Raw genomic sequence first — 20,618 nt, 5'->3', positions numbered from 1 at the left:
GCAGCACTACACAACCTCAAACTCGACGTCCGGTAACCGCAGCACCCACCCCGGCAAGGCCCACCTCACCCCGCATTACGGGATACCTCTTAGGGGCCGAGCTGCGCCCGCAGCCACTGCTCGACCTCACCCACGTGCGCGGCCGCGGCCGCCCGTGCCGCCTCCGGGTCGTGGGCGACCAGAGCCCGGTGGATCGCGGCGTGCTCGCGGCGGGTACGGGTGAAGGCGCCCTCTTCCTGGTAGCCGCGCCAGACGCGGGCGCGGAAGGTGCGTGAGGACAGGCCTTCCAGGATCGCCGCCATGGTCTCGTTGCCGGCCGCCGCCGCGATCTCCCGGTGGAAGGCGAGGTCGTGCGCGAGGATCTCCTCAGGGTCGTCCGTCGCGTTCATCGCCGTCAGGTGCTTCTCCACTTCGGCGAGCTGGTCGTCGGAGATCCGGGCCGCCGCCAGTGCGGTCGCGGTCGACTCCAGGATGCGCCGGACCTCCAGCAGTTCGACCAGGCGTGGCCCGCGCGAGAGGTCCGCGACCACGCCGAAGGTCTCCAGCAGGTCGCCTGCCTCCAACTGGGTGACATAGATGCCCGATCCGTGCCGGGCCTCCAGCACGCCGAGGACTGTGAGCGCACGGATCGCCTCCCGCATCGAACTGCGTGAGATGCCCAGTCGAGCCGCCAGATCGCGTTCCGTCGGCAGCCGCTCGCCCGGTTCCAGCCGGCCCGCGGCGATCATCGCCTTGATCTGCTCGATGGCGCGCTCCGTCACGGTGCCCTTCTGCGGAGCGGCCGCCGTGATCTCCGGTTCCGTCCCGGTCGGGGTCTCGTCCACGCCACTCCTTCTGTCGCCGTGGGCCGCAGTCTAACCATCGATGTGGTCCGACCACTATGGCCGAAAAGCGCGAAAACTTGACACTGAAGGGTGTTGTAGCGGCCGAGTGGTCTGATAAGTATGCGGGCAACTGCTCGATCACGCTCGATGAGGAGCCGACAGATGGCCGGCAGTACTGTGCGGAACGGAAGGCAAGACAGGCGGATCTCCTCGTGGGCGGTGCGCGCGACGGCCGCGGCCGCCTGCTGCACCCTGGCGCTCACGGCATGCGGCAGTACCAAGGACAGCGGTTCCTCCGGCGCCGGTGGTGGTGGCACCGGCAAGGTCGGAGTGATCCTGCCCCTGCTGACCTCGCCGTTCTGGCAGTCGTACAACGACTACGTGCCCAAGATGGCGAAGTCGGAAGGCGTCGACGCCCTGGGGACCGTCAACTCCAACAGCGACCCCTCGCAGCAGATCACCGACATCAACAACGAGCTCAACCAGGGCGTGAAGGGCCTGGTCGTCGCCCCGCTGGACAGCGCCGCGATCCAGGCCGGACTCGACCAGGCCGAACGCAAGGGCGTCCCCGTGGTCGCCGTCGACGTCGCGCCCGACAAGGGCAAGGTCGCGATGGTCGTTCGTGCCGACAACGTCGCCTACGGCGAGAAGGCCTGCGAATACCTCGGGCAGCACATCACCAGCGGCAAGGTCGTGCAGATCATGGGCGACCTCGCCTCCGTCAACGGCCGGGACCGTTCCGAGGCGTTCCGCGCCTGTGTGAAGAAGAAGTACCCGAAGCTGACGGTCCTGGAGATCCCCGCCAAGTGGGAGTCCGACACCGCGGCATCCAAACTCGACACCCTGCTGAACGCCAACCCCGACATCAAGGGGATCTACATGCAGGCCGGCGGCGTCTACCTCGCGCCCACCCTGCAGACCCTCAAGTCCAAGAACATGCTGAAGACGGCGGGTCAGAAGGGCCATATCGTCGTCGTCTCCAACGACGGGATCCCGCAGGAGTTCGACTCCATCCGCAAGGGCGAGATCGACGCCACGGTCTCCCAGCCCGCGGACGCCTACGCCAAGTACGGCATGTACTACATCAAGGCCGCGATGCAGGGGAAGACGTTCAAGCCCGGCCCCACCGACCACGACTCCCAGATCGTCAAGCTGCCCAGCGGCATCCTGGAGGACCAGCTGCCCGCCCCGCTGGTCACCAAGGACAACGTCGATGACCCCAAGCTCTGGGGCAACACGGTCAAATGAGCACCCCACTCGTTGAGGCGCGGGACATCGTCAAGCGGTACGGTCCCACCGTCGCTCTCCAGGACGGGCAGCTGACCGTGTTCCCCGGCGAGTCCCACGCCCTCGTCGGCCGCAACGGCGCCGGCAAATCCACGCTCGTCAACGTCCTCACGGGCCTCCAGGCCCCCGACGAGGGCACCGTCCGCTTCGACGGCGAGCCCGCACCCGCGCTCGCCGACCGGGACGCCTGGCGCCGCAAGGTGGCCTGCGTCTATCAGAAGCCCACGGTCGTACCGGAGTTGACGGTTGCCGAGAACCTCCTCATCAACCGGCAGCCGACCGGGCGCGGCGGGCTCATCAGCTGGCGCAGGCTGAAGGCGGAGGCGGCCGAGGTCCTCGCCACCTGGGACGTGCGCGTCGACCCGGACGCACGCACCGCCGATCTCAAGGTCGAGGACCGCCAGATGGTGGAGATCGCCCGGGCGCTGAGCTTCGGCGCCCGTTTCATCATCCTCGACGAACCGACCGCCCAGCTCGACAACCGCGAGATCGAGCGCCTGTTCAGACGTATGCGGGCGCTCCAGGACTCCGGTGTCACCTTCCTGTTCATCTCGCACCACCTCCAGGAGGTGTACGAGGTCTGCCAGACCGTCACGGTCCTGCGTGACGCCCGCTGGATCACCACCGCCCCGGTCGCGGACCTGCCCCGCGCCGCCCTGGTGGAGGCCATGGCGGGGGAGAGCCTCGCGGAGCGGGCGACGGCGATCGCGCGGGACGCCGTGCCCGACGACGCACCGGTGGCCCTCGAAGCGCAGGGGCTCACCGCTCCGTCGTACGAGGAGATCGGCTTCAGCGTCCGCCACGGCGAAGTCGTCGGGCTCGCCGGGTCCAGCGGCAGCGGGAAGATCGAACTCGCCGAGACCCTCGCCGGACTGCACACCCCGACCGGTGGCACGGCCCGTCTCGACGGTCGGCCGCTTCCGTTCGGCGATGTACAGGCCGCGCTCCGGGCAGGTGTCGGATGCGTGCCCCGGGACCGGCACGAGCAGGGCCTCGTCGCCGGGATGACCGTCGGCGACAACGCGACCATGAGTGTCCTCGGCCGCCTCGGCCGGTACGGGTTCGTCGGCAGCCGTCGCAAACGCGCCTTCGCCACCGACCTGATCGAGCGCCTCGACATTCACGCCGAGGGGCCCGACCAGCCCGTGTCGGACCTCTCCGGAGGCAACGCGCAGAAGGTCGTCATGGCGCGTGCCCTGGCCTCCGACCCGCGTCTGCTTGTCCTGATCAATCCCACCGCGGGTGTCGACGTGAAGTCCAAGGAGTCGCTGCTGGCCCGGATGGACAGCGCTCGTGAGGACGGCACCGCCGTGCTCGTGGTCTCCGACGAACTCGACGACCTGCGCCGCTGCGACCGCGTCCTCGTCCTCTTCCACGGCCGGATCGTCGCCGAGCACCCGGCGGGCTGGCACGACCACGAGCTGATCGCCTCCATCGAAGGAGTGGACCATGGCTGACACCAAGGCCCCGCCGCTCACGCCCGTCCCGGTCACCGGCCCCCGCTCGGCCAAGGCCGTCCTGCTCCGCAGGGCCCGTGAACTCGCCCTGGTCCCGGCCCTGTTGCTCCTGCTGGTGCTGGGGTCGTTCGTCAACGACTCGTTCCTCACCGAACGCAACATCGTCTCGATCCTGGGCGCCTCCGCGGCCCTCGCGATGGTCGTGCTCGCCGAGTCGCTCGTCCTGATCACCGGTAAGTTCGACCTGTCCCTCGAGTCGGTGGTCGGCATCGCGCCGGCGGTGGGCGCCCTGCTCGTGCTGCCCGCGGCCCAGTCCGGTTGGGGCACCGAGTGGCCCGCCGGGCTCGCGCTGGTCGCGATCCTCGTCGTCGGCGCGGCGATCGGCGCCTTCAACGGCATCCTCGTGGTGAAGTTCAAGCTGAACGCGTTCATCGTCACCCTGGCCATGCTGATCGTCCTGCGCGGCCTGCTGGTCGGCGCGACCAAGGGCAAGACGCTGTTCGGGATGCCCGACGCGTTCTTCACCCTGGCCACGACGACCTTCCTGCGCGTTCCGATGTCGGTGTGGCTGGCGGCGGTGGCCTTCGCGGTCGCCGGTCTCGTTCTGCGCTACCACCGCGTCGGCCGCGCCCTGTACGCGATCGGCGGGAACGCGGACGCGGCCCGCGCTGCGGGTATCCGCGTCGAGCGCGTGATGCTCGGCGTGTTCGTCGTCGCCGGCTGCCTCGCGTCCGTCGGCGGGATCATGCAGACCGGCTATGTGGGGGCGATCAGCGCCAACCAGGGCAACAACATGATCTTCACCGTGTTCGCGGCGGCGGTCATCGGCGGCATCAGCCTGGACGGCGGCAAGGGCACCATGTTCGGCGCCCTGACAGGTGTGCTCCTCCTGGGTGTCGTACAGAACCTGCTTACCCTCGCGCAGGTGCCGTCGTTCTGGATCCAGGCCATCTACGGCGGAATCATCCTGGTCGCCCTGATGATCGCGCGCGTGACGACGGGCCGTGCCCAGGACTGACCCTCCTCGTTGTCGTACAGCGCCGTACGACAAGCCACATCGTGTACGACCTAGTGCTCCGGACCGAAAGGCCTCCTGTGTCCCCAACTGCCGCCCGTGTCGTCGCGGTCGACACCTTCGACATCCGTTTCCCGACCTCCCGGGAGCTCGACGGCTCCGACGCGATGAACCCGGACCCCGACTACTCGGCCGCCTATCTCGTGCTGCGCACCGACGCCGCCGACGGGCTCGAGGGTCATGGATTCACGTTCACCATCGGGCGGGGCAACGAGGTCCAGGTGGCCGCGATCGAGGCGCTGCGCGGACATGTGGTCGGACGGGATGTGGACACGATCTGCGACGATCCGGGATCGCTCTTCCACGATCTGATCGCCGACAGCCAGCTGCGCTGGCTCGGGCCCGAGAAGGGCGTGATGCACATGGCGATCGGGGCGGTGGTGAACGCCGTGTGGGACATGGCCGCCAAGCGTGCCGGCCGGCCCTTGTGGAAGCTGCTCGCCGAGGCCGACCCGGAGTGGCTGGTCCGCCAGATCGACTTCCGCTACATCACCGACGCGCTCACCCCCGACGAGGCGTTGGACCTGCTGCGCCGCGGCAAGGAGGGCGCCACGGAGCGCACCGCAAGGCTGCTGGAGCGGGGTTATCCCGCCTACACCACGTCACCGGGATGGCTGGGCTACAGCGACGAGAAACTCACCCGGCTGGCGGCACAGGCCGTCGACGACGGGTTCCGGCAGATCAAGCTGAAGGTCGGCGCGGACCTCTCCGACGATATGCGCCGCTGCCGGGTCGCCCGTTCCGTCGTCGGCCCGGACATCCGTATCGCCGTCGACGCCAACCAGCGCTGGAACGTCGACCAGGCGATCACCTGGACCAGGGCGCTCGCGGAGTTCGATCCGTACTGGATCGAGGAGCCGACCAGCCCCGACGACGTCCTCGGCCATGCCGCGATCCGCAAGGCGGTGGCCCCGGTGAAGGTGGCCACCGGCGAACACGTGCAGAATCGTATCGTCTTCAAGCAGCTCCTCCAGGCCGGCGCGATCGACGTCCTGCAGATCGACGCGGCCCGCGTCGGGGGCGTCAACGAGAACCTCGCGATCCTGCTGCTCGCGGCGAAGTTCGGGGTGCCGGTCTGCCCGCATGCGGGCGGGGTCGGACTGTGCGAGCTGGTGCAGCACCTGTCGATGTTCGACTTCGTGGCCCTCTCGGGTACGACCGACGACCGTGTCATCGAATACGTGAACCATCTGCACGAGCACTTCCTCGACCCGGTGACGGTCAGGGAGGGGCACTACATCGCGCCCACCGCGCCGGGTTTCTCGGCGGTGATGCGTCCTGAGTCCATCGCGCAGTACACCTTCCCCGGCGGTACCTTCTGGGCCGCCGACCTCGACGGCAAGAAGGGGCATGCGGCATGAGCGACTTCGAGGGCCTCAGGGTCCTGGTGACCGGCGGGGCCTCCGGCATCGGACGGGCCACCGCGGAACTGCTGAGCGAGCGTGGCGCCCAGGTGGCCGTACTGGACCGCGATCCCTCATCGGTGGACAAACCGCTGCTCGCCTACCGGGCCGATGTGACCGACGACGCCTCGGTACGCGCGGCCGTGGCCGCCGCCGTCGTCGACCTCGGGGGCCTGGACGTCCTGGTCAACAATGCGGGCATCGGCGCCCAGGGCACCGTCGAGGACAACGACGACGAAGAATGGTGGCGGGTGCTCGACGTCAACGTCCTGGGCATGGTCCGCGCGGCCCGCGCCGCGCTGCCCCATCTGCGCGAGTCGGCGCACGCGTCGATCGTGAACACCTGCTCCATCGCGGCGACGGCGGGGCTGCCGCAGCGGGCCCTGTACAGCGCCAGCAAGGGAGCCGTCCTCTCGCTGACCCTTGCCATGGCCGCCGACCACGTCCGCGAGGGCATCCGGGTCAACTGCGTCAATCCCGGTACAGTCGACACTCCCTGGGTCGGCCGGCTCCTCGACGCCGCCCCCGATCCGATCGCCGAACGGACCGCGCTCCAGGCCCGCCAGCCCATCGGCCGGCTGGTCAGTGCCGATGAAGTGGCCGGCGCCATCGCCTACTTGGCCAGCCCCCTGTCCGGCGCGACCACCGGCACCGCCCTCGCCGTGGACGGCGGCATGCAGGGCCTGAGACTGCGACCGGCGGGCCGGTGAGCGCGCTCGGCCGCAGCGCCGTCGAGGTCGGCGCGCTCGCCTTCGGCGCCGCCGCTGTCGGCAACCTCTACACCGAGGTCGGCGAGGAGCAGGCGTACGCGGCGGTACAGGCCGCCTGGGACGCCGGGATCCGCTACTTCGACACCGCCCCGCACTACGGTCTCGGTCTGTCGGAGCGCCGCCTCGGCGCCGCCCTGCGCGAACATCCGCGCACCGGGTACACGGTCTCCACCAAGGTGGGCCGCCTGCTGGAGCCGACCGGCGCGGGCGGCGACGACCTGGCGAACGGCTTCGCCGTACCCGCCACCCACCGCCGCGTCTGGGACTTCAGCGCGGACGGCGTCCGACGCAGTCTGGAGGGCAGTCTCGAACGGCTCGGCCTGGACCGGGTGGACGTCGTCTACCTCCACGACCCGGACGACCACGCCGAGCAGGCCTTCGGTGAGGGCTATCCGGCGCTGGAGAAACTGCGCTCCGAGGGCGTGGTGGGCGCGATCGGCGCGGGCATGAACCAGGCCGAGATGCTCACCCGGTTCGTCCACGACACGGATGTGGACGTGGTGCTGTGCGCGAGCCGGTACACCCTGCTCGACCAGCGCGCACTGGCCGGGCTGCTGCCCGCGGCGCTGGAGCGTGGCGTGTCCGTGGTCGTCGGTGGCGCCTTCAACTCCGGCCTGCTGGCCGACCCGCGGCCGGGGGCGACCTACAACTACGCCAGCGCGCCGGAGGAGTTGCTGGACCGCGCGCTGCGGCTGCAGGCGCTCGCGGAACGGCACGGCACCACGCTGCGGGCCGCGGCGCTGGCGTTCTGCTCCGCCCATCCGGCCGTGGTGAGCGTACTGGCCGGGGCGCGCTCGGCGGCCGAGGTCCTGGACTGCGCGGAGCAGTTCGCGGCCGGAGCACCGGCCGCCTTCTGGCAGGAGTTGAAGGACGCGGACCTGCTGCCTGCCGACGCCCCCGTCCCCGAGCTCCACGCCGAGGAGCCGTCATGAGAGTCGCTCTGCACACGAAGGTGCGTGCCGACCGCATCGAGGAGTACGAGGCCGCCCATCGGGAGGTGCCGAAGGAACTGACGGCGGCGATCCGCGCGGCCGGGGTCACCTCCTGGACGATCTGGCGCAGCGGGACGGACCTCTTCCACGTCCTGGAGTGCGAGGACTACGCGCGGCTGCTGGCCGAGCTGGAGAAGCTGCCGGTCAACGTCGCCTGGCAGGCGCGGATGGCGGAGCTGCTCGACGTCGTGCACGACTACTCGAGCGACGGCGCGGACGCCTGCCTGCCCGTCGTGTGGGAGCTGCCGTGACCGTCGACGCCCACCACCATGTGTGGGACCTCGCCGTCCGCGATCAGGACTGGCTCACGGGGCCCGAACTGGCACCGCTACGGCGGGACTTCACCGTCTTTGACCTCGAGCCCGAGGCGCGCGCGGCCGGCGTCGACCGGACCGTGCTGGTGCAGACGATCACGGTGGCCGAGGAGACCCCGGAGTTCCTGGCCCTGGCCCAGGAGCACGAACTCGTCGCCGGAGTCGTCGGCTGGACCGACCTCACGGCACCCGACGTCGCCGAGGCCCTGGCCCGGCTGCGCGAACTGCCCGGCGGTTCGTATCTGCGCGGGATCCGCCACCAGGTCCAGGGCGAACCGGACCCGGAATGGCTGCTGCGCGCCGACGTACGGCGCGGGCTGGCCGCGGTCGCCGATGCAGGTCTGGTGTACGACCTGGTCGTGCTGCCCCACCAGCTTCCCGCGTGTGTCAAGGCGGCCGCCGCGCTGCCCCGGCTGACCTTCGTCCTGGACCACCTGGGCAAGCCGCCGATCGCCTCCGGTGCCCTCGAACCATGGGCGTCGGACATCAGGGACCTGGCCGCCCTGCCCAACACGGTGTGCAAGCTCTCGGGGATGGTGACCGAGGCCGACTGGAAGGAGTGGAACCCGCAGGATCTCCAGCCGTACGCCGACACCGTGCTGGACGCCTTCGGCCCGGACCGGCTGATGTTCGGTTCGGACTGGCCGGTGTGCACGCTGGCCGCCACATACGCGGAGGTGTCGCGGACGGCCCGGACGCTGACCCCGGGCCTCGGTGACGACGAGCGCGCGATGGTCTTCGAGGGCACCGCGGCCCGGGTCTACCGGCTCTGAGCCGCTGGGACGGAGAGCCGGGTCGGCGGCATGAACTCGCGTACGTAGGTGCGCTTCCAGCACGCCCCCGTCTCCCGTAGTTCCCGCCAGCTGGTGTACTGGTAGCGGAACAGCCGGGCGCGTACGTAGCGCGGAGGCGTGTCCGGCGGGAACGGGGAGCGGCGCAGGAGCCGCAGCGTGTCGCGGTCGTTCTCCAGGAGGCGTTCGACCAGAGCCCCGAACCAGGAGCCCGCGTACGCGGGGGAGAGCGCCACGAACCACATCAGCCAGTCGAGCCGCAGGTGGTACGGGGCGTACTGGCGCGGCCAGCGCCGGGGATCGCCCGGTTTGCCCTTGAACTCGTACTCCCGCCAGTCGGAGTCCTCACGCGGCGCGTCGTCGGCCGTGCCCTCGATCACCACCTCGTACCGCACACGGCTGACGCTGCCGAACGCGCCGTAGGTGTTGACGAGGTGCAGGGGGTCGAAGGAGCGGTTCATGATCTGGGCTCGCGAGATCATGTTGCGCACCGGGTGGTAGCTGAGGGCGACCAGGCCTACGGCCACCACCAGGACCACGACCTCGTACCACAGCGGCGGCCCGAAGGGCTTCGCGGCTGCGGACGGGAACTGAACCGCCGACAGGGCCAGTACGATCGTGATCCAGTTCAGCCAGGCGAAGTTGCCGGACAGGACCAGCCACAGCTGGGTGACGATCATCAGGGCGGCGGCGGCCGTCGCGATCGGCTGCGGGGTGAACAGCAGCACCGGAACGACCAGTTGGGTCACATGGTTGGCCGCCACCTCCACCCGGTGCAGCGGCCTCGGTAGATGGTGGAAGAACCAGCTCAGCGGGCCCGGCATCGGCTGCGTCTCGTGGTGGTAGTCGAGACAGGTCAGTTCGCGCCAGCAGGCGTCCCCGCGGATCTTGATCAGTCCGGCGCCGAACTCCACCCGGAACAGGATCCAGCGCAGCAGGAACAGCACGACGATCGGCGGGGCCACCGTGTCGTTGCCGAGGAAGACGGCCACGAACCCGACCTCCAGCAGCAGCGACTCCCAGCCGAACGAGTACCAGGTCTGGCCGACGTTGACGATCGACAGATACATCGCCCAGAGAATCAGCCAGATGACCATCGCCGCCCAGAGTGGCACTTGATGGTCGACTCCGGCGATCAGCGCCGCGGACAGCGCGCAGCCGGTCCACGCCCAGACGGCGAAGAAACGGTCGGAGTAGTGGAAGTGGAAGACGCTGGGCGCGTGCTTGAAGGGGAGCCGGGCGACATAGCGGGGCACCGGCAGCATCCCGCGCTCCCCGATCAGCGCGCGGAACTGCAGCGCGGCCGTCAGAAAGGCGAAGAGGTACACGACCGCGAGAGCCCGCTGGAAGACCAGCCGGCTCATCCAGTACTCCGGCGCGACGAACCAGTCCACGGCGACCGCTCCTCTCCGTTCAGTGTGCCCGAGTACCCCGTGTGGGGGGCGGATGAGCTCGTGACTCTGTGTACACCACTGTTCGGCTTGCGTAACCCAAGTGAGTGGCGCAGACAATGAGGGACGAATCGCCTTGGACGAAACGGGAGAAACCGGTGAAGACGTCCATCCACTCGCGAAAGGCACCCCCCAGGACACCCAGGAGCTCCGCCGGGAAGCGGAACCTGCCCGCCAGGACCTTCGCTGCCGTAGGCACCCTGTCGGCGACCGCCCTGCTCTGCGCCGGATGCGGAGGCGCGAACCCGATATCCGCCGTCCCGACCGGCGGTGAGGTCTTCCTCCAGTCGGTCGAGGCGAGCGATCCGGACTCCTTCACCGACTCCACCGTCAGATCCGCCGCCTCGCCCCGTCCCGTCACCCGGTTGCCGGAGCCGACCGTGGACGAAGCGCTGTCGGCGGCACGCTCGGTCTCCGGCGCGACGCCCGGCCTCTACGGCGGCACCCGGTCCGCTCCCAGCTGTGACATCGAGCGGCAGATCGCCCTTCTGACGGCCGACGCCACCAAGGCCCGGGCCTTCGCGCAGGCGGCCGGCATCGACCAGGCGTCCCTGCGCGACCGTCTCCGCGGACTGACCTCGGTGGTCCTGCGCGCCGACACCCTGGTCACGCTGCACGGCCTCCGCGACGGACAGGCGACCGCCCGGCAGTCCGTCCTGGAGGCCGGAACCGCCGTCCTGATCGACAACCGCGGTGTGCCCCGCGTGCGCTGCGCCGGCGGCAACCCCATCAGTGAACCCGCACGGTTGCAGGGCACCCCCGCCACCCAAGGCCGTCCCTGGTCCGGTTACCGGCCCGGGCAGGTGGTCGTGGTGACCCCGGCCCCTCAGATCATCCTGAACATCATGATCATCAATATCGAGGACAAGGACACCTGGATCGAGCGCCGGATCGGCGACGACGGGCGCCGGGACGTGGTCGTACCACCGCCGCCCGGGCGCGACTCGGGGTCCTCCGAAGACAGGATGCGCACGCCCGGCACGGAGGACACGCGGACCGAGCAGCCCGAGGAGCACGAGCACGAGTCCGAGGAGGTTCCGGGCGAGCGCGATGCGTCGCCGCTCGACACACCGGCCCCGAGCGGGACGGACGCCGCACCGTACGAGAAGAGCCGGTTGCCGGCGCGGTCCGGGCTCGACTGCGTGACGCCGGGCGCGACCGTGACCGTCGCGCCGAAGGGGCGGCCGTCGCAGTCCGGGCAGTCCCCGGCCGAGACCACCGAGCGGGGCGGCGACTGCGCCGCCCCCACCATCGTCGCGGCTCCGTCATCGGCCCCCTCCGGCTCGGGCACACCGTCCGCCACGGCGGCCGCGCCTCCGGCCGCCGCGACGACTCCGGCGGCCTCCCCGACGGCCGACGCACCCCCGGCTTCGCCCTCGGCTCCGGCCTACCCTCCCTCCGCCCCGGACGCGTCGGCCTCCCTCCGCCCGCCGGGCGAGGACACGGGCCCCGTGGGCGTGCCCGAGACGTCCGGCGTTGCTGACGGAGGCGGTCCGGTCCCCCAGGCCACCAGCACCGAGAGCCCTCTGCTGGACAGCCCGGCCCGGATACTCAGCCACTGAACCGGCGGCGTACCGGCAGGCCCGCGGGACAGAGCGGCAGAAGTCGAATATTCGGGTAAATCCTGGCAAGGTGGCCCCATGGTTGATCAGGGAGCGGGCGCCCTGTCACTGCCGAAGGACTGGCCCGACCACCCGGATCCGATCCTGGCGCTCAACCAGATGGGCAGCTTCGACTGGGACCTGGACACCGGGCTGTTCCACATGGACGCCCTGGCCCACGAGATCTTCGACGTGCGCCTCGACGAATACGACGGCCGCCCCGAGAGTCTCTCCACACGCATCCCGCCGACGGAGTTCGAGCGTCTCGACGCCCTGATCTCCCGGGCCATCAAGGACGGCAGCGAGAACTACGGCACGTACTTCCGCGTCCGCCGCCACGACGGCACCCTGCGCTGGGCCCACGCCCAGGGCCACATCCGGCGCGACGAGACGGGCAGACCGCGCCGGATCATCGGCATCGTCCGCGACGCCGCCCAGGAACTGCGCGAAAGCCGGACCCGCACCGAGCAGACGACCCAGGACGAGGCCCTGCGCCGGCAGACGGACGTCGTCCAGATCACCAGTGCGGCGCTCGCCCAGGCCCGCACTGTCCAGGACGTCATCGACGTCCTCAAGGACTGTCGCGGCCTCACCCACCTCGGTGCGACCAGCCTCGTCGTGGGACTGGTGGAGGCGGGCCGCCTCCGGCTCGTCGTCCAGGGACCCGCGGGCAGCTCCGTACCGGGCACGCTGGTCACCCGTATCGACGAGCCGTACCCCATGAGCGAGGCGGTGCGTACCCTCACCCCCCAGTTCATCGAGTCCCCGGAGGAGTTCGCCGAGCGCTACCCCGTCCTGTGGCCGAATCTGACGAACCTGCGCATCACCTCGGCGGCCTATCTGCCGCTGATCGTGCAGGCACGGCCCATCGGGGGTCTGGGCCTGCTGTACGACGACCGGTACGGCTTCACTCCCGAGGAACGCAACATCCTCATCGCGCTCGGCGGCAGCATCGCGCAGAGCCTGCAGCGCGCCATGTTCTACGAGCAGGAGAAGGACCTCGCCCAAGGGCTGCAGCAGGCGATGCTTCCCCGCTCCATCCCCTGCGTGCCCGGCGCCGACATCGCCGTCCGCTACCGCGCCGGTGCCCTCGGCCGGGACATCGGGGGCGACTGGTACGACGTGATCCTGCTGCCCGGCGGGCGGGTCGGCACGGTCATCGGCGATGTCCAGGGCCACGATACGCACGCGGCCGCGGTCATGGGCCAGCTGCGCATCGTGCTGCGCGCCTACGCGGCCGAGGGTCACACACCGGCCACCGTGGTCGCCCGCGCCTCGGTCTTCCTCAAGGAACTCGACACCGAGCGCTTCGCCACCTGCCTGTACGCCGAGGCCGATCTGTCCACCGGAGTGGTGCAGGTGGTCCGCGCGGGCCACCTGGAGCCGCTGGTGCGGCTGCCCGGTGGCGGCTGCCGGCTCGTGTCCATCGAGGGCGGGCTTCCGCTCGGGCTGTCCGCCGAATTCGACCGCCTCGAATATGAGGTCACCACCGTCGAGCTGAGGACCGGTGAGACCCTGCTGCTGTGCACCGACGGCCTGATCGAAGAGCCGGGCGCCGACATCGACGACGGCATGATGATCCTGCGGGACCTGGTCTGCGCCGGCCCGGACGATGTGCGCGACCTCGCCGACCTGCTCATCGACGTGGCCGAGGAGCGAGGTGGCGACGACGACGTGGCCATCCTGCTGCTGCGGCGCGGGTGTCTGTACCAGCGGTCCGGCGGACGCCTGCAGCAGCACGTGGAGCCCGGCGACCCGGACGCGCTCACCGAGGCCCGCCGCGCGATCCGCGCGGCCGTGAGCGCCTGGGGGGTGGGCGAGCGGTCCTCGGAGATCGAACTGGTCGCCAACGAGCTGATCACCAATGTCCTGCTGCACACCGCAGGATCGGCCACCGTCTCCCTGCGGATCGTCACCGGGCACGACCGCAGGCTCCGCGTGGAGGTCGAGGACATCTCCAGTGCCCTGCCCCGGCGCCGGGAGGCGAGCGAGGAGTGCGTCTCGGGCCGCGGCCTGCTGCTCGTCGACCGGCTCACGGACGTGTGGGGGGTGGAGCCGAGGGGCTATGGAAAGGTCGTGTGGTGCGAGTTCCTGGTCCCGCGACGCGGCTGACACCCAGGAAGGGACGCGTCGCCGGCGGCAGATGGCACTCTGGTACACATGCCGGAACTGCCCGAGGTCGAAGCGCTCAAGGATTTCCTGACCGAGCACGTCGTCGGTCACGAGGTGGTGCGGGTGCTGCCCGTGGCCATCAGTGTCCTGAAGACGTACGACCCGCCCGTCAACGCCTTCGAGGGCCGCACCGTCACCGCGGTCGGCCGGTACGGCAAGTTCCTCGGCCTGGAGGCCGACGGACTGCACTTCGTCACCCATCTGGCCCGCGGGGGCTGGCTCCAGTGGAAGGACCGCCTGCCCGACGGTGTGCCCCGTCCCGGCAAGGGCCCGCTCGCCCTCCGGGTCGCGCTGGAGACCGGTGAGGGCTTCGACCTGACGGAGGCGGGCACCCAGAAGCGGCTCGCCGTGTACGTCGTACACGATCCGCAGGAGGTCCCGGGGATCGCCCGGCTGGGCCCGGACCCGCTCGCCGCCGACTTCGACGAGCAGCGGCTCGCGCGGCTCCTCGCGGGCGAGCGCCGGCAGATCAAGGGAGCACTGCGCGACCAGAGCCTGATCGCGGGTGTCGGCAACGCCTACAGCGACGAGATTCTGCACGCGGCGAAGATGTCCCCGTTCAAACTGGCCGCGTCGTTGTCGCGGCAGGAGACGGGGCACCTGTACGAGGCGCTGCGGACCACGCTCACCGAGGCGGTGGAGCGCTCGCGGGGTCTGGCCGCCGGCCGCCTCAAGGCGGAGAAGAAGAGCGGCCTGCGGGTTCACGGCCGCACGGGGGAGTCGTGCCCGGTGTGCGGGGACACCATCCGCGAGGTGTCCTTCAGCGACTCCTCGCTGCAGTACTGCCCCACCTGCCAGACGGGCGGCAAGCCGCTCGCAGACCGCCGGTTGTCACGGCTGCTGAAGTAGCACGGGCTGTCGGCGGCAGGACACGGGCGCCCGGTCCTACCCGATCAGCGGGACTTCAGTGTGACCAGGTGTTGCCCGTCGCTGGTGCGCACCTCGAAGCGGTCGATCTGCCCGGACCGCAGCGCCGAGCCCCCTTGCATGGAGGTCGCCTCGCCGTCGTCCGAGGGCACCATCCAGCTCGTCACCGTGTGCTCCGTGCCGTCCTTGCCGATCACTACCAGCCGGCACGGGTGCGGTCCGGACTTGTCCTTGACCGTGACGTCGACCTGACTGCCCCAGAGCCGGTCCTGTGTGGTGATCTCCGCCCACACGCCCGTGTCGGGGTCGGTCGCGCTCATGGCCGTGGCCGCCGAGGGCGAGCCGTGCCCGGTCGCCAGCGCGGCTGCCGGCGCGCCGACCGCGAACACCGCGGCGGCGGCGACCGCGTACAGCCGGCGCCTGCGCTCGTTGCGGTGCTTGGCCGTGACCTCCTCGAGCAGCCGCTCCAGCAGGCGCGGCCCGGGGGCCGCGAAGGGATGCACGGACCGCGGGGTCGCTTGGCGGTACAGCATCAGCTGTCGTGCCGCGGGGCGGAACTCGCTCACGTGTGCCGTGCAACTGGGGCACTCCATGAGGTGGTCCTCGAAGCGAAAGGCTTCCGCTTCGTCCAGCACGCCGAGCGCATAGGCGCCGACGTCGCGATGGCGTTCCAGGGACCTCATACCAAATCCTCATGCCGGTGAGCGGGGTGGGGGTGGTGTTGCTGTTGCTCACCGGTACGGACCTGACGGCTGAATCACTCAAGGCCGTTACCGATTCGCGGCCAAGACATTCGGAGCCGTCGGGTCTGCGGATTGGTCCGTGCTCAAAAAAGATGGATGGCGAGATGCCCGAGGGGGAGTCCCAGCTGCCAGGCCGGCGTCCAGACCTTGGGGCCGTCGTCCTCGCCGACCACGGCCGCGCCGCCGGGCACCGCGTCCAGGTCAGGGGCGAGCAGCTCGGTCTCCTCCAGCCAGCGCCAGGCCGCCGACGCCAGCTCCAGATCCGGTGCCGGGGCTGCCGTCGCGACCGCCTCGGCGGTCAGCTCGGCCATCCGCTCGCGCACCCAGTTCTGCCAGGGCTGGTCGTACGCCGTCAGCGAAAGCCAGGTCTCCAGCTGTGAGACCACCCGGATCCCGGACAGCTCGCCGCCGGTGTCGGACAGGAAGATGGTCAGTGCCAGGGCGTCGCGCCCGGCCCGGAACTCGAAGGACGTCGGCGGCATGAGGTCGCCGGTCCGCAGCAGTTCGTCCGCGATGTACTCGGCGTACAGCCACGCCATGGGGACGGCCAGTTCACCGCCGCCGGTGCCGTCCGTGCTCTCTTGGCCTCTGTGCAGCATCCCTTCCTGCCTTCCTCCGGTACGTGCGCGTCGCCCGAACCCGGGCCCCCAGTCCGGAACACGGATGAGGCAAGCTGAGTGCTCAACCATGGTCGGCAGCAAGGCGCTTTACGGAGGCTTGACTCGGCCTTCGGTTTCACCGCAGGTCGGCTGCGTAACCCGGCAAAACCCTGCGCAGGGCGCGCAGGGCGTAGTACGCGCGAGACTTCACCGTACCGGGCGGGATTCCCAGGGCCTCGGCAGCCTCCGCCACACTGGCCCCCTGGAAGTACACCTGCACCAGCACATCCCGGTGCTCGGGCGTGAGAGTCTTCACAGCCTCGCGTACGTCGAGCATCGCGGCGGACCGTTCCGCGTGGTCGGCGATCACCCGGGAGTTCTCCAGCACGGCGTCCCCGACCTCTGCGGGACGCGCCCGGCGGGCCCGCCGGGCGTCGATGGCCAGCCGTCGGCCGACCGTGAGCAACCACGGGCGCACGGAGTCGAAATCGTGTGCGCGCAGGGCCTCGGGGTGCTGCCAGGCGCGTACGAGCGTCTCCTGCAGCAGATCCTCGGCGCGCTGGCGGTCGCCGTCCGAGAGCCTGAGCAGCAGGGCGAAGAGGGGGCGGCCGTGCTCGCGCTGCAGCTCGGCCAGCTCGTGCTCGGCGGTCGTCCCGGTGCGGGTGGTGGTTCCGGCCGTCATGCGCGTATGGCAACGCGCCGCACGCCGCCCGGACAGGTGCGCAACCGGGCTGTGCGGTGGGCGGTCGCTGTTCATCGGTGAACGGTGCGGCGAGCGGTCGGCCGGGGAGCGGTGCCGCCTCACCGCGACGTGACGGTCCCGGCCAGCTCGGAGTGCTTGTAGGAGTAACCGAAATAGACGACCTGGCCGATCGCGAACCACACGGCGAAGCGCACCCAGGTCTGCCACTGCAGGAACGTGATGAGCCAGAGCGAGAAGACCACGCCCAGCGCCGGCACGAACGGCATCCACGGCGTGCGGAAGGTACGCGGCAGTTCCGGTTGCCGGTAGCGCAGCACGATCACCGCCACGCACACCACGACGAACGCCAGCAGGATCCCGATGTTGGTCAGTTCGGCCGCCTCGGAGATCGGCAGGAACCCGGCGATGACGGCGGAGGCGGCCCCGACGATCCAGGTGACACGCGTGGGGACGTGACGTGTGCGATGCGTCTTCGCGAACCACTTCGGCAGCAGCCCGTCCCGGGACATCGAGAACCACACCCGGGTGACGCCCAGCATGAACGTGAACATCACCGTGAGGATGCCGACGATGGCGCCGACCGCGATCAGATCCGCGAGACCGCCGAGGCCCACCGACTTGAACGCGCTGGAGAAGCCGCTCTCCTTGTCGATGTGCTTGTAGTTCTGCATGCCCGTCAGCACGAGGCAGGCCGCCACGTACAGAACCATCGCGATGCCGAGCGAGTACAGGATCGCCTTCGGCATGTGGCGCTGCGCGTCCTTGGACTCCTCGGCCGCGGTGGACATCGCGTCGTACCCGAAGACCGCGAAGAAGACGGTCGCCGCACCGGTGAACGCACCGCCGCCGTACGGGAAGAACGGGTGGTAGTTGGCGGTGTCGATGTGGAAGACGCCGACGGCGATCACCAGCAGGACGACGAGGACCTTCAGGGCCACGACCGTCGTCTCGAAACGGGCCGCGTTGCGGATGCCGAGATTCAGCAGCCACGCGATCAGCAGGCACAACACGACCGCGAACAGGTCGACCCGGTGACCGGCTCCGGTGCCCGGCGCGCCCAGCATCCAGGCCGGCAGATGAGCGCCCATCTCCCCGACGAGGAAGCCGAAGTAGCCGGAGATGCCGATCGCCACCACCGCCACGATCGCCGTGTACTCCAGCAGCAGATCCCAGCCGATGAACCAGCCGGCGTACTCGCCGAGCACCGCGTAGCCGTACGTGTAGGCGGACCCCGCCTTGGGGATGAGGCCCGCGAACTCGGCGTACGAGAGTGCGGCGGCCGCGCTGGCCACGCCCGCGATCAGGAAGGACACGAGGACCGCGGGACCCGCCGTGCCGTTGGCGACGGTACCGGCCAGGGTGAAGATGCCAGCCCCGATGATCCCGCCGACACCGATGGCGGTCAGCTGCCACAGCCCGAGCGAACGGTCGAGCCGGGTGCCCTCACGGGCCTCCGTCTCCTCGATGTGCTCGATGGGTTTGCGGCGGAGAACCCCCTCGCCCACTTTGAGCCCGGCCATGAGCCTCACCTCTTCGCAGACGGCAATCTGCTGACGGCGGATCATGATGACGCAGACGGGCGAAGGACGGAAGACGGCGTGCATGCCCTCGCGCCCGGACGCGACCACTCATGGCCGCCGCCTCGCGGGCGGGTCCGGCCCCGCCGGGAGGCTGCTTCTACGGTACGACCGTGACCGGCCAGCGCCCCGCCTTCACCAGCCGGATCGCCACCGAGCCGACGATGCGGTGGCCGGCCTGCTCGGAGGCGCCCACCACGACCGCGTCCGCCTTCAGCTCGTCGGCCGCCTTGACCAGCCCGTTGAAGGGGTCACCCCGGAAGGTGTGGAACTCCCAGCGCACCTCGAATATGTCCTTGACCCGCTCGGTGGCCTCGCGGATGTACTTCACCAGGTCCTCGGCGATCGCGTCGGTCGTCTCGGCGACCGGCACCCCGAGTGCCGCCCCCGCCGCCATCACCGGCTGCACGTACACGACCGCGAGCAGCGCACGCTGCCGCCTGGCCAGTCCGCCGGCATAGGCCGCGGCCCGGAGCGAGGAGTCGGAGCCGTCCACCCCGACGACGATGACCTTGGGCCCGTCGGTGCCGCGCTCGAACCGATGCGAGTGCTGTTCCGTCACGGCAGTGAGGCTATCGGAAGTCGCAGGTCCGGGGCTGTGCGGGCGGCGGGGGAAGCCATACGGCCGGTCCGGCTCAGCGCACCTGGACCAGACGGGCGAAAACCACCACGTTCCCCGCGTAACCGTGTTCCTCGGAGAATCCGCCGCCGCATGTGATGACACGCAGTTCCGGGGTGCCCTTGCTGCGGTAGACGCGTTCGCCGGGGAAGTGCGCCTTGTCGACGACCTCGTTGCCGTAGGTCTCGAAGACGGCGGTCTTCCCGTCCAGGCGCCGGACCTCGATGCGGTTGCCCTGCCTCAGGGAGCCCAGTCCGTAGAAGACGGCGGGCCCTTCCTTGTTGTCCACATGCCCCACGATCACGGCCGTGCCCTTCTCGCCGGGCGAGACCCCGCCCGTGAACCAGCCCGCGAGGTTCGGGTCCTCGGACGGCGGCGCGCTCACCCAGCCGGACGCGTCCAGGCCCACCGGCATGACGGGGGCATCGACCTGGATCGCCGGGATCCGGACGCGGCTTACCACGGAGTACGGCAGGGGGGCGGGAGTCCGGGTGGGGCTCAGGGTGCCGCTGGTACCCGGGGCCGCCGCGGAGGACGGCTGCGGCGGGCCCACGTGCAACACGCCCGATCCGTTGCGCACGAGAGCGAGGCCCGTCAGCAGAACGAAGGCCATCACGCCCCACGGAGCACGCTTCTCCTTGCCGGCCGACTCGGACGCAGACATTCGCGATTCCCCTCTCCACGCGGCCGTCACCGCGTCCGTCACGCAACAAGAAGAACGCTAGGCGCAGCGAACTGTGTGAGCGACGGGGAGAGAGCGAACGGGTGGCGGAGGGCGGTTCTGCGGTACGCCGTCCGAGTTGCCCGGATCAGCGGCATTTCTGACACGTCGTGAACTACGGCGACGTCAACCCGCCCGTCCGGTCCGCCGCTTGTCCTCTCACCGGGTCGGGTCACCCCCGACATGCGCTCGCGCGTATCGCGTTCGAGGGTTCGTCGAGGAGGTGCTTTCTCCCATTCGACCGGGGGACGGTCCCCGGGGCGCCTCCCACGGAGGCCTCATGCATGCCAGTCGTGCCCTGGCGGTCAGTGCCATCGCGGCCGCGGCTCTCGGGTTCGCCGCACCGGCGGCCACGGCCCGGGACGAGCCGGGTACCGCCGTCGCCGCGCCCGGTCAGAGAACCTTTCTCCCGCCGGACGCCGTCCTTGGCGCAGGGGCCGCGGTCCGTCGCGGTGCCGACGGCACGTCCTCGGGCGCCACGCCCACCGACATGGCGATCGGCGGCAGCCTGGTGGCGGCGGCGATCATCGCGGGCGGGGTGCTGTGGTGGCGTGGCCGGTCGGACGACGAGAGCTGATCCCGGCCCGGATACCGAGCCTGCCCCGGCACCAGAACAGACCGCACCCCGGAACCCGATGGGCTCCGGGGTGCG

At 70.3% G+C, this 20,618-nt stretch carries 20 protein-coding genes; 12 read left to right on the top strand and 8 right to left on the bottom strand.

The window, feature by feature from the left end; genetic code table 11:
* Window positions 1-89 precede the first annotated feature (89 nt).
* On the bottom strand, window positions 90-791 hold the full coding sequence (locus ACWDA7_RS31725; RefSeq protein WP_450608565.1) for a FadR/GntR family transcriptional regulator: 702 nt from the start codon (window positions 789-791) through the stop codon (window positions 90-92).
* Window positions 792-986: 195 nt separating this feature from the next.
* Here ACWDA7_RS31725 and ACWDA7_RS31720 point away from each other — a divergent pair, with 195 nt between their 5' ends.
* The 8 genes from ACWDA7_RS31720 (at window position 987) to ACWDA7_RS31685 (ending at window position 8,895) form a co-directional block, all read left to right on the top strand.
* The gene (locus tag ACWDA7_RS31720; protein WP_450608563.1) at window positions 987-2,072 is read left to right on the top strand and encodes a sugar ABC transporter substrate-binding protein; all 1,086 of its coding nucleotides are present in this window, start codon (window positions 987-989) and stop codon (window positions 2,070-2,072) included.
* Window positions 2,069-3,568 (top strand): sugar ABC transporter ATP-binding protein, encoded by a 1,500-nt coding sequence (locus ACWDA7_RS31715; RefSeq protein ID WP_450608561.1) that lies wholly within the window; start codon window positions 2,069-2,071, stop codon window positions 3,566-3,568. The genes ACWDA7_RS31720 and ACWDA7_RS31715 overlap by 4 nt, the downstream gene beginning before the upstream one ends.
* Window positions 3,561-4,586 carry an ABC transporter permease gene (locus ACWDA7_RS31710; RefSeq protein ID WP_450608559.1) on the top strand — a complete coding sequence of 342 codons (1,026 nt, stop codon included), beginning with the start codon at window positions 3,561-3,563 and terminating at the stop codon, window positions 4,584-4,586. Before ACWDA7_RS31715 ends, ACWDA7_RS31710 begins: the two co-directional genes overlap by 8 nt.
* Before the next feature lie 77 nt (window positions 4,587-4,663).
* Window positions 4,664-6,004 carry an L-fuconate dehydratase gene (locus ACWDA7_RS31705; RefSeq protein ID WP_450608557.1) on the top strand — a complete coding sequence of 447 codons (1,341 nt, stop codon included), beginning with the start codon at window positions 4,664-4,666 and terminating at the stop codon, window positions 6,002-6,004.
* The gene (locus ACWDA7_RS31700) at window positions 6,001-6,756 is read left to right on the top strand and encodes an SDR family NAD(P)-dependent oxidoreductase (RefSeq protein ID WP_450608555.1); all 756 of its coding nucleotides are present in this window, start codon (window positions 6,001-6,003) and stop codon (window positions 6,754-6,756) included. The genes ACWDA7_RS31705 and ACWDA7_RS31700 overlap by 4 nt, the downstream gene beginning before the upstream one ends.
* Window positions 6,753-7,748 (top strand): aldo/keto reductase, encoded by a 996-nt coding sequence (locus ACWDA7_RS31695; RefSeq protein ID WP_450608553.1) that lies wholly within the window; start codon window positions 6,753-6,755, stop codon window positions 7,746-7,748. Before ACWDA7_RS31700 ends, ACWDA7_RS31695 begins: the two co-directional genes overlap by 4 nt.
* A complete protein-coding gene (locus ACWDA7_RS31690; RefSeq protein WP_450608551.1) occupies window positions 7,745-8,059 on the top strand; it encodes an L-rhamnose mutarotase in 315 nt (104 codons plus the stop codon). Before ACWDA7_RS31695 ends, ACWDA7_RS31690 begins: the two co-directional genes overlap by 4 nt.
* Window positions 8,056-8,895, top strand: a complete 840-nt coding sequence (locus ACWDA7_RS31685) for an amidohydrolase family protein (RefSeq protein ID WP_450608549.1) — start codon at window positions 8,056-8,058, stop codon at window positions 8,893-8,895. The genes ACWDA7_RS31690 and ACWDA7_RS31685 overlap by 4 nt, the downstream gene beginning before the upstream one ends.
* Here ACWDA7_RS31685 and ACWDA7_RS31680 read toward each other — a convergent pair.
* A complete protein-coding gene (locus tag ACWDA7_RS31680) occupies window positions 8,883-10,307 on the bottom strand; it encodes a lipase maturation factor family protein (RefSeq protein WP_450608547.1) in 1,425 nt (474 codons plus the stop codon). The two genes, ACWDA7_RS31685 and ACWDA7_RS31680, sit on opposite strands and share 13 nt — an antisense overlap.
* A gap of 155 nt (window positions 10,308-10,462) precedes the next feature.
* On the opposite strand from ACWDA7_RS31680, the gene ACWDA7_RS31675 reads away from it, so the two are divergent.
* The 3 genes from ACWDA7_RS31675 (at window position 10,463) to ACWDA7_RS31665 (ending at window position 14,986) form a co-directional block, all read left to right on the top strand.
* A complete protein-coding gene (locus ACWDA7_RS31675) occupies window positions 10,463-11,926 on the top strand; it encodes a DUF6777 domain-containing protein (RefSeq protein WP_450608545.1) in 1,464 nt (487 codons plus the stop codon).
* A 78-nt stretch (window positions 11,927-12,004) separates the two neighbouring features.
* Window positions 12,005-14,077: a SpoIIE family protein phosphatase gene (locus ACWDA7_RS31670; RefSeq protein WP_450608544.1), complete on the top strand. Its 2,073-nt coding sequence runs from the start codon at window positions 12,005-12,007 to the stop codon at window positions 14,075-14,077.
* A gap of 48 nt (window positions 14,078-14,125) precedes the next feature.
* Window positions 14,126-14,986, top strand: coding sequence for an Fpg/Nei family DNA glycosylase (locus tag ACWDA7_RS31665; protein WP_450608542.1), 861 nt, complete (start codon window positions 14,126-14,128; stop codon window positions 14,984-14,986).
* 44 nt (window positions 14,987-15,030) lie between these two features.
* Here ACWDA7_RS31665 and ACWDA7_RS31660 read toward each other — a convergent pair whose 3' ends face one another.
* From ACWDA7_RS31660 to ACWDA7_RS31635, 6 genes are all read right to left on the bottom strand, one after another.
* Window positions 15,031-15,687, bottom strand: a complete 657-nt coding sequence (locus tag ACWDA7_RS31660; RefSeq protein WP_450608540.1) for a zf-HC2 domain-containing protein — start codon at window positions 15,685-15,687, stop codon at window positions 15,031-15,033.
* 143 nt (window positions 15,688-15,830) lie between these two features.
* A complete protein-coding gene (locus tag ACWDA7_RS31655) occupies window positions 15,831-16,346 on the bottom strand; it encodes a hypothetical protein (protein ID WP_450608538.1) in 516 nt (171 codons plus the stop codon).
* Window positions 16,347-16,482: 136 nt separating this feature from the next.
* The gene (locus ACWDA7_RS31650) at window positions 16,483-17,028 is read right to left on the bottom strand and encodes a sigma-70 family RNA polymerase sigma factor (RefSeq protein ID WP_450608536.1); all 546 of its coding nucleotides are present in this window, start codon (window positions 17,026-17,028) and stop codon (window positions 16,483-16,485) included.
* A gap of 119 nt (window positions 17,029-17,147) precedes the next feature.
* Window positions 17,148-18,569, bottom strand: coding sequence for an amino acid permease (locus ACWDA7_RS31645; RefSeq protein ID WP_450608534.1), 1,422 nt, complete (start codon window positions 18,567-18,569; stop codon window positions 17,148-17,150).
* Window positions 18,570-18,726: 157 nt separating this feature from the next.
* Window positions 18,727-19,188 carry a universal stress protein gene (locus tag ACWDA7_RS31640; RefSeq protein ID WP_450608532.1) on the bottom strand — a complete coding sequence of 154 codons (462 nt, stop codon included), beginning with the start codon at window positions 19,186-19,188 and terminating at the stop codon, window positions 18,727-18,729.
* Between the two features lie 73 nt (window positions 19,189-19,261).
* Window positions 19,262-19,909 (bottom strand): class F sortase, encoded by a 648-nt coding sequence (locus ACWDA7_RS31635; RefSeq protein WP_450608530.1) that lies wholly within the window; start codon window positions 19,907-19,909, stop codon window positions 19,262-19,264.
* Window positions 19,910-20,246: 337 nt separating this feature from the next.
* On the opposite strand from ACWDA7_RS31635, the gene ACWDA7_RS31630 reads away from it, so the two are divergent.
* The gene (locus ACWDA7_RS31630; protein WP_450608528.1) at window positions 20,247-20,543 is read left to right on the top strand and encodes a hypothetical protein; all 297 of its coding nucleotides are present in this window, start codon (window positions 20,247-20,249) and stop codon (window positions 20,541-20,543) included.
* Window positions 20,544-20,618: the final 75 nt, after the last annotated feature.

Source organism: Streptomyces sp. NPDC001156 (assembly GCF_053598275.1).
This window is presented reverse-complemented; position numbering and strand designations above follow the sequence as displayed.

Bases quoted from the DNA above. Each gene is read 5' to 3' on its own strand.
- ACWDA7_RS31635 (WP_450608530.1), bottom strand. From the start codon at position 19,909: ATGTCTGCGTCCGAGTCGGCCGGCAAGGAGAAGCGTGCTCCGTGGGGC.
- ACWDA7_RS31655 (WP_450608538.1), bottom strand. From the start codon at position 16,346: ATGCTGCACAGAGGCCAAGAGAGCACGGACGGCACCGGCGGCGGTGAA.
- ACWDA7_RS31670 (WP_450608544.1), top strand. From the start codon at position 12,005: ATGGTTGATCAGGGAGCGGGCGCCCTGTCACTGCCGAAGGACTGGCCC.
- ACWDA7_RS31715 (WP_450608561.1), top strand. From the start codon at position 2,069: ATGAGCACCCCACTCGTTGAGGCGCGGGACATCGTCAAGCGGTACGGT.
- ACWDA7_RS31665 (WP_450608542.1), top strand. From the start codon at position 14,126: ATGCCGGAACTGCCCGAGGTCGAAGCGCTCAAGGATTTCCTGACCGAG.
- ACWDA7_RS31650 (WP_450608536.1), bottom strand. From the start codon at position 17,028: ATGACGGCCGGAACCACCACCCGCACCGGGACGACCGCCGAGCACGAG.
- ACWDA7_RS31710 (WP_450608559.1), top strand. From the start codon at position 3,561: ATGGCTGACACCAAGGCCCCGCCGCTCACGCCCGTCCCGGTCACCGGC.
- ACWDA7_RS31690 (WP_450608551.1), top strand. From the start codon at position 7,745: ATGAGAGTCGCTCTGCACACGAAGGTGCGTGCCGACCGCATCGAGGAG.
- ACWDA7_RS31660 (WP_450608540.1), bottom strand. From the start codon at position 15,687: ATGAGGTCCCTGGAACGCCATCGCGACGTCGGCGCCTATGCGCTCGGC.
- ACWDA7_RS31720 (WP_450608563.1), top strand. From the start codon at position 987: ATGGCCGGCAGTACTGTGCGGAACGGAAGGCAAGACAGGCGGATCTCC.
- ACWDA7_RS31645 (WP_450608534.1), bottom strand. From the start codon at position 18,569: ATGGCCGGGCTCAAAGTGGGCGAGGGGGTTCTCCGCCGCAAACCCATC.
- ACWDA7_RS31630 (WP_450608528.1), top strand. From the start codon at position 20,247: ATGCATGCCAGTCGTGCCCTGGCGGTCAGTGCCATCGCGGCCGCGGCT.
- ACWDA7_RS31700 (WP_450608555.1), top strand. From the start codon at position 6,001: ATGAGCGACTTCGAGGGCCTCAGGGTCCTGGTGACCGGCGGGGCCTCC.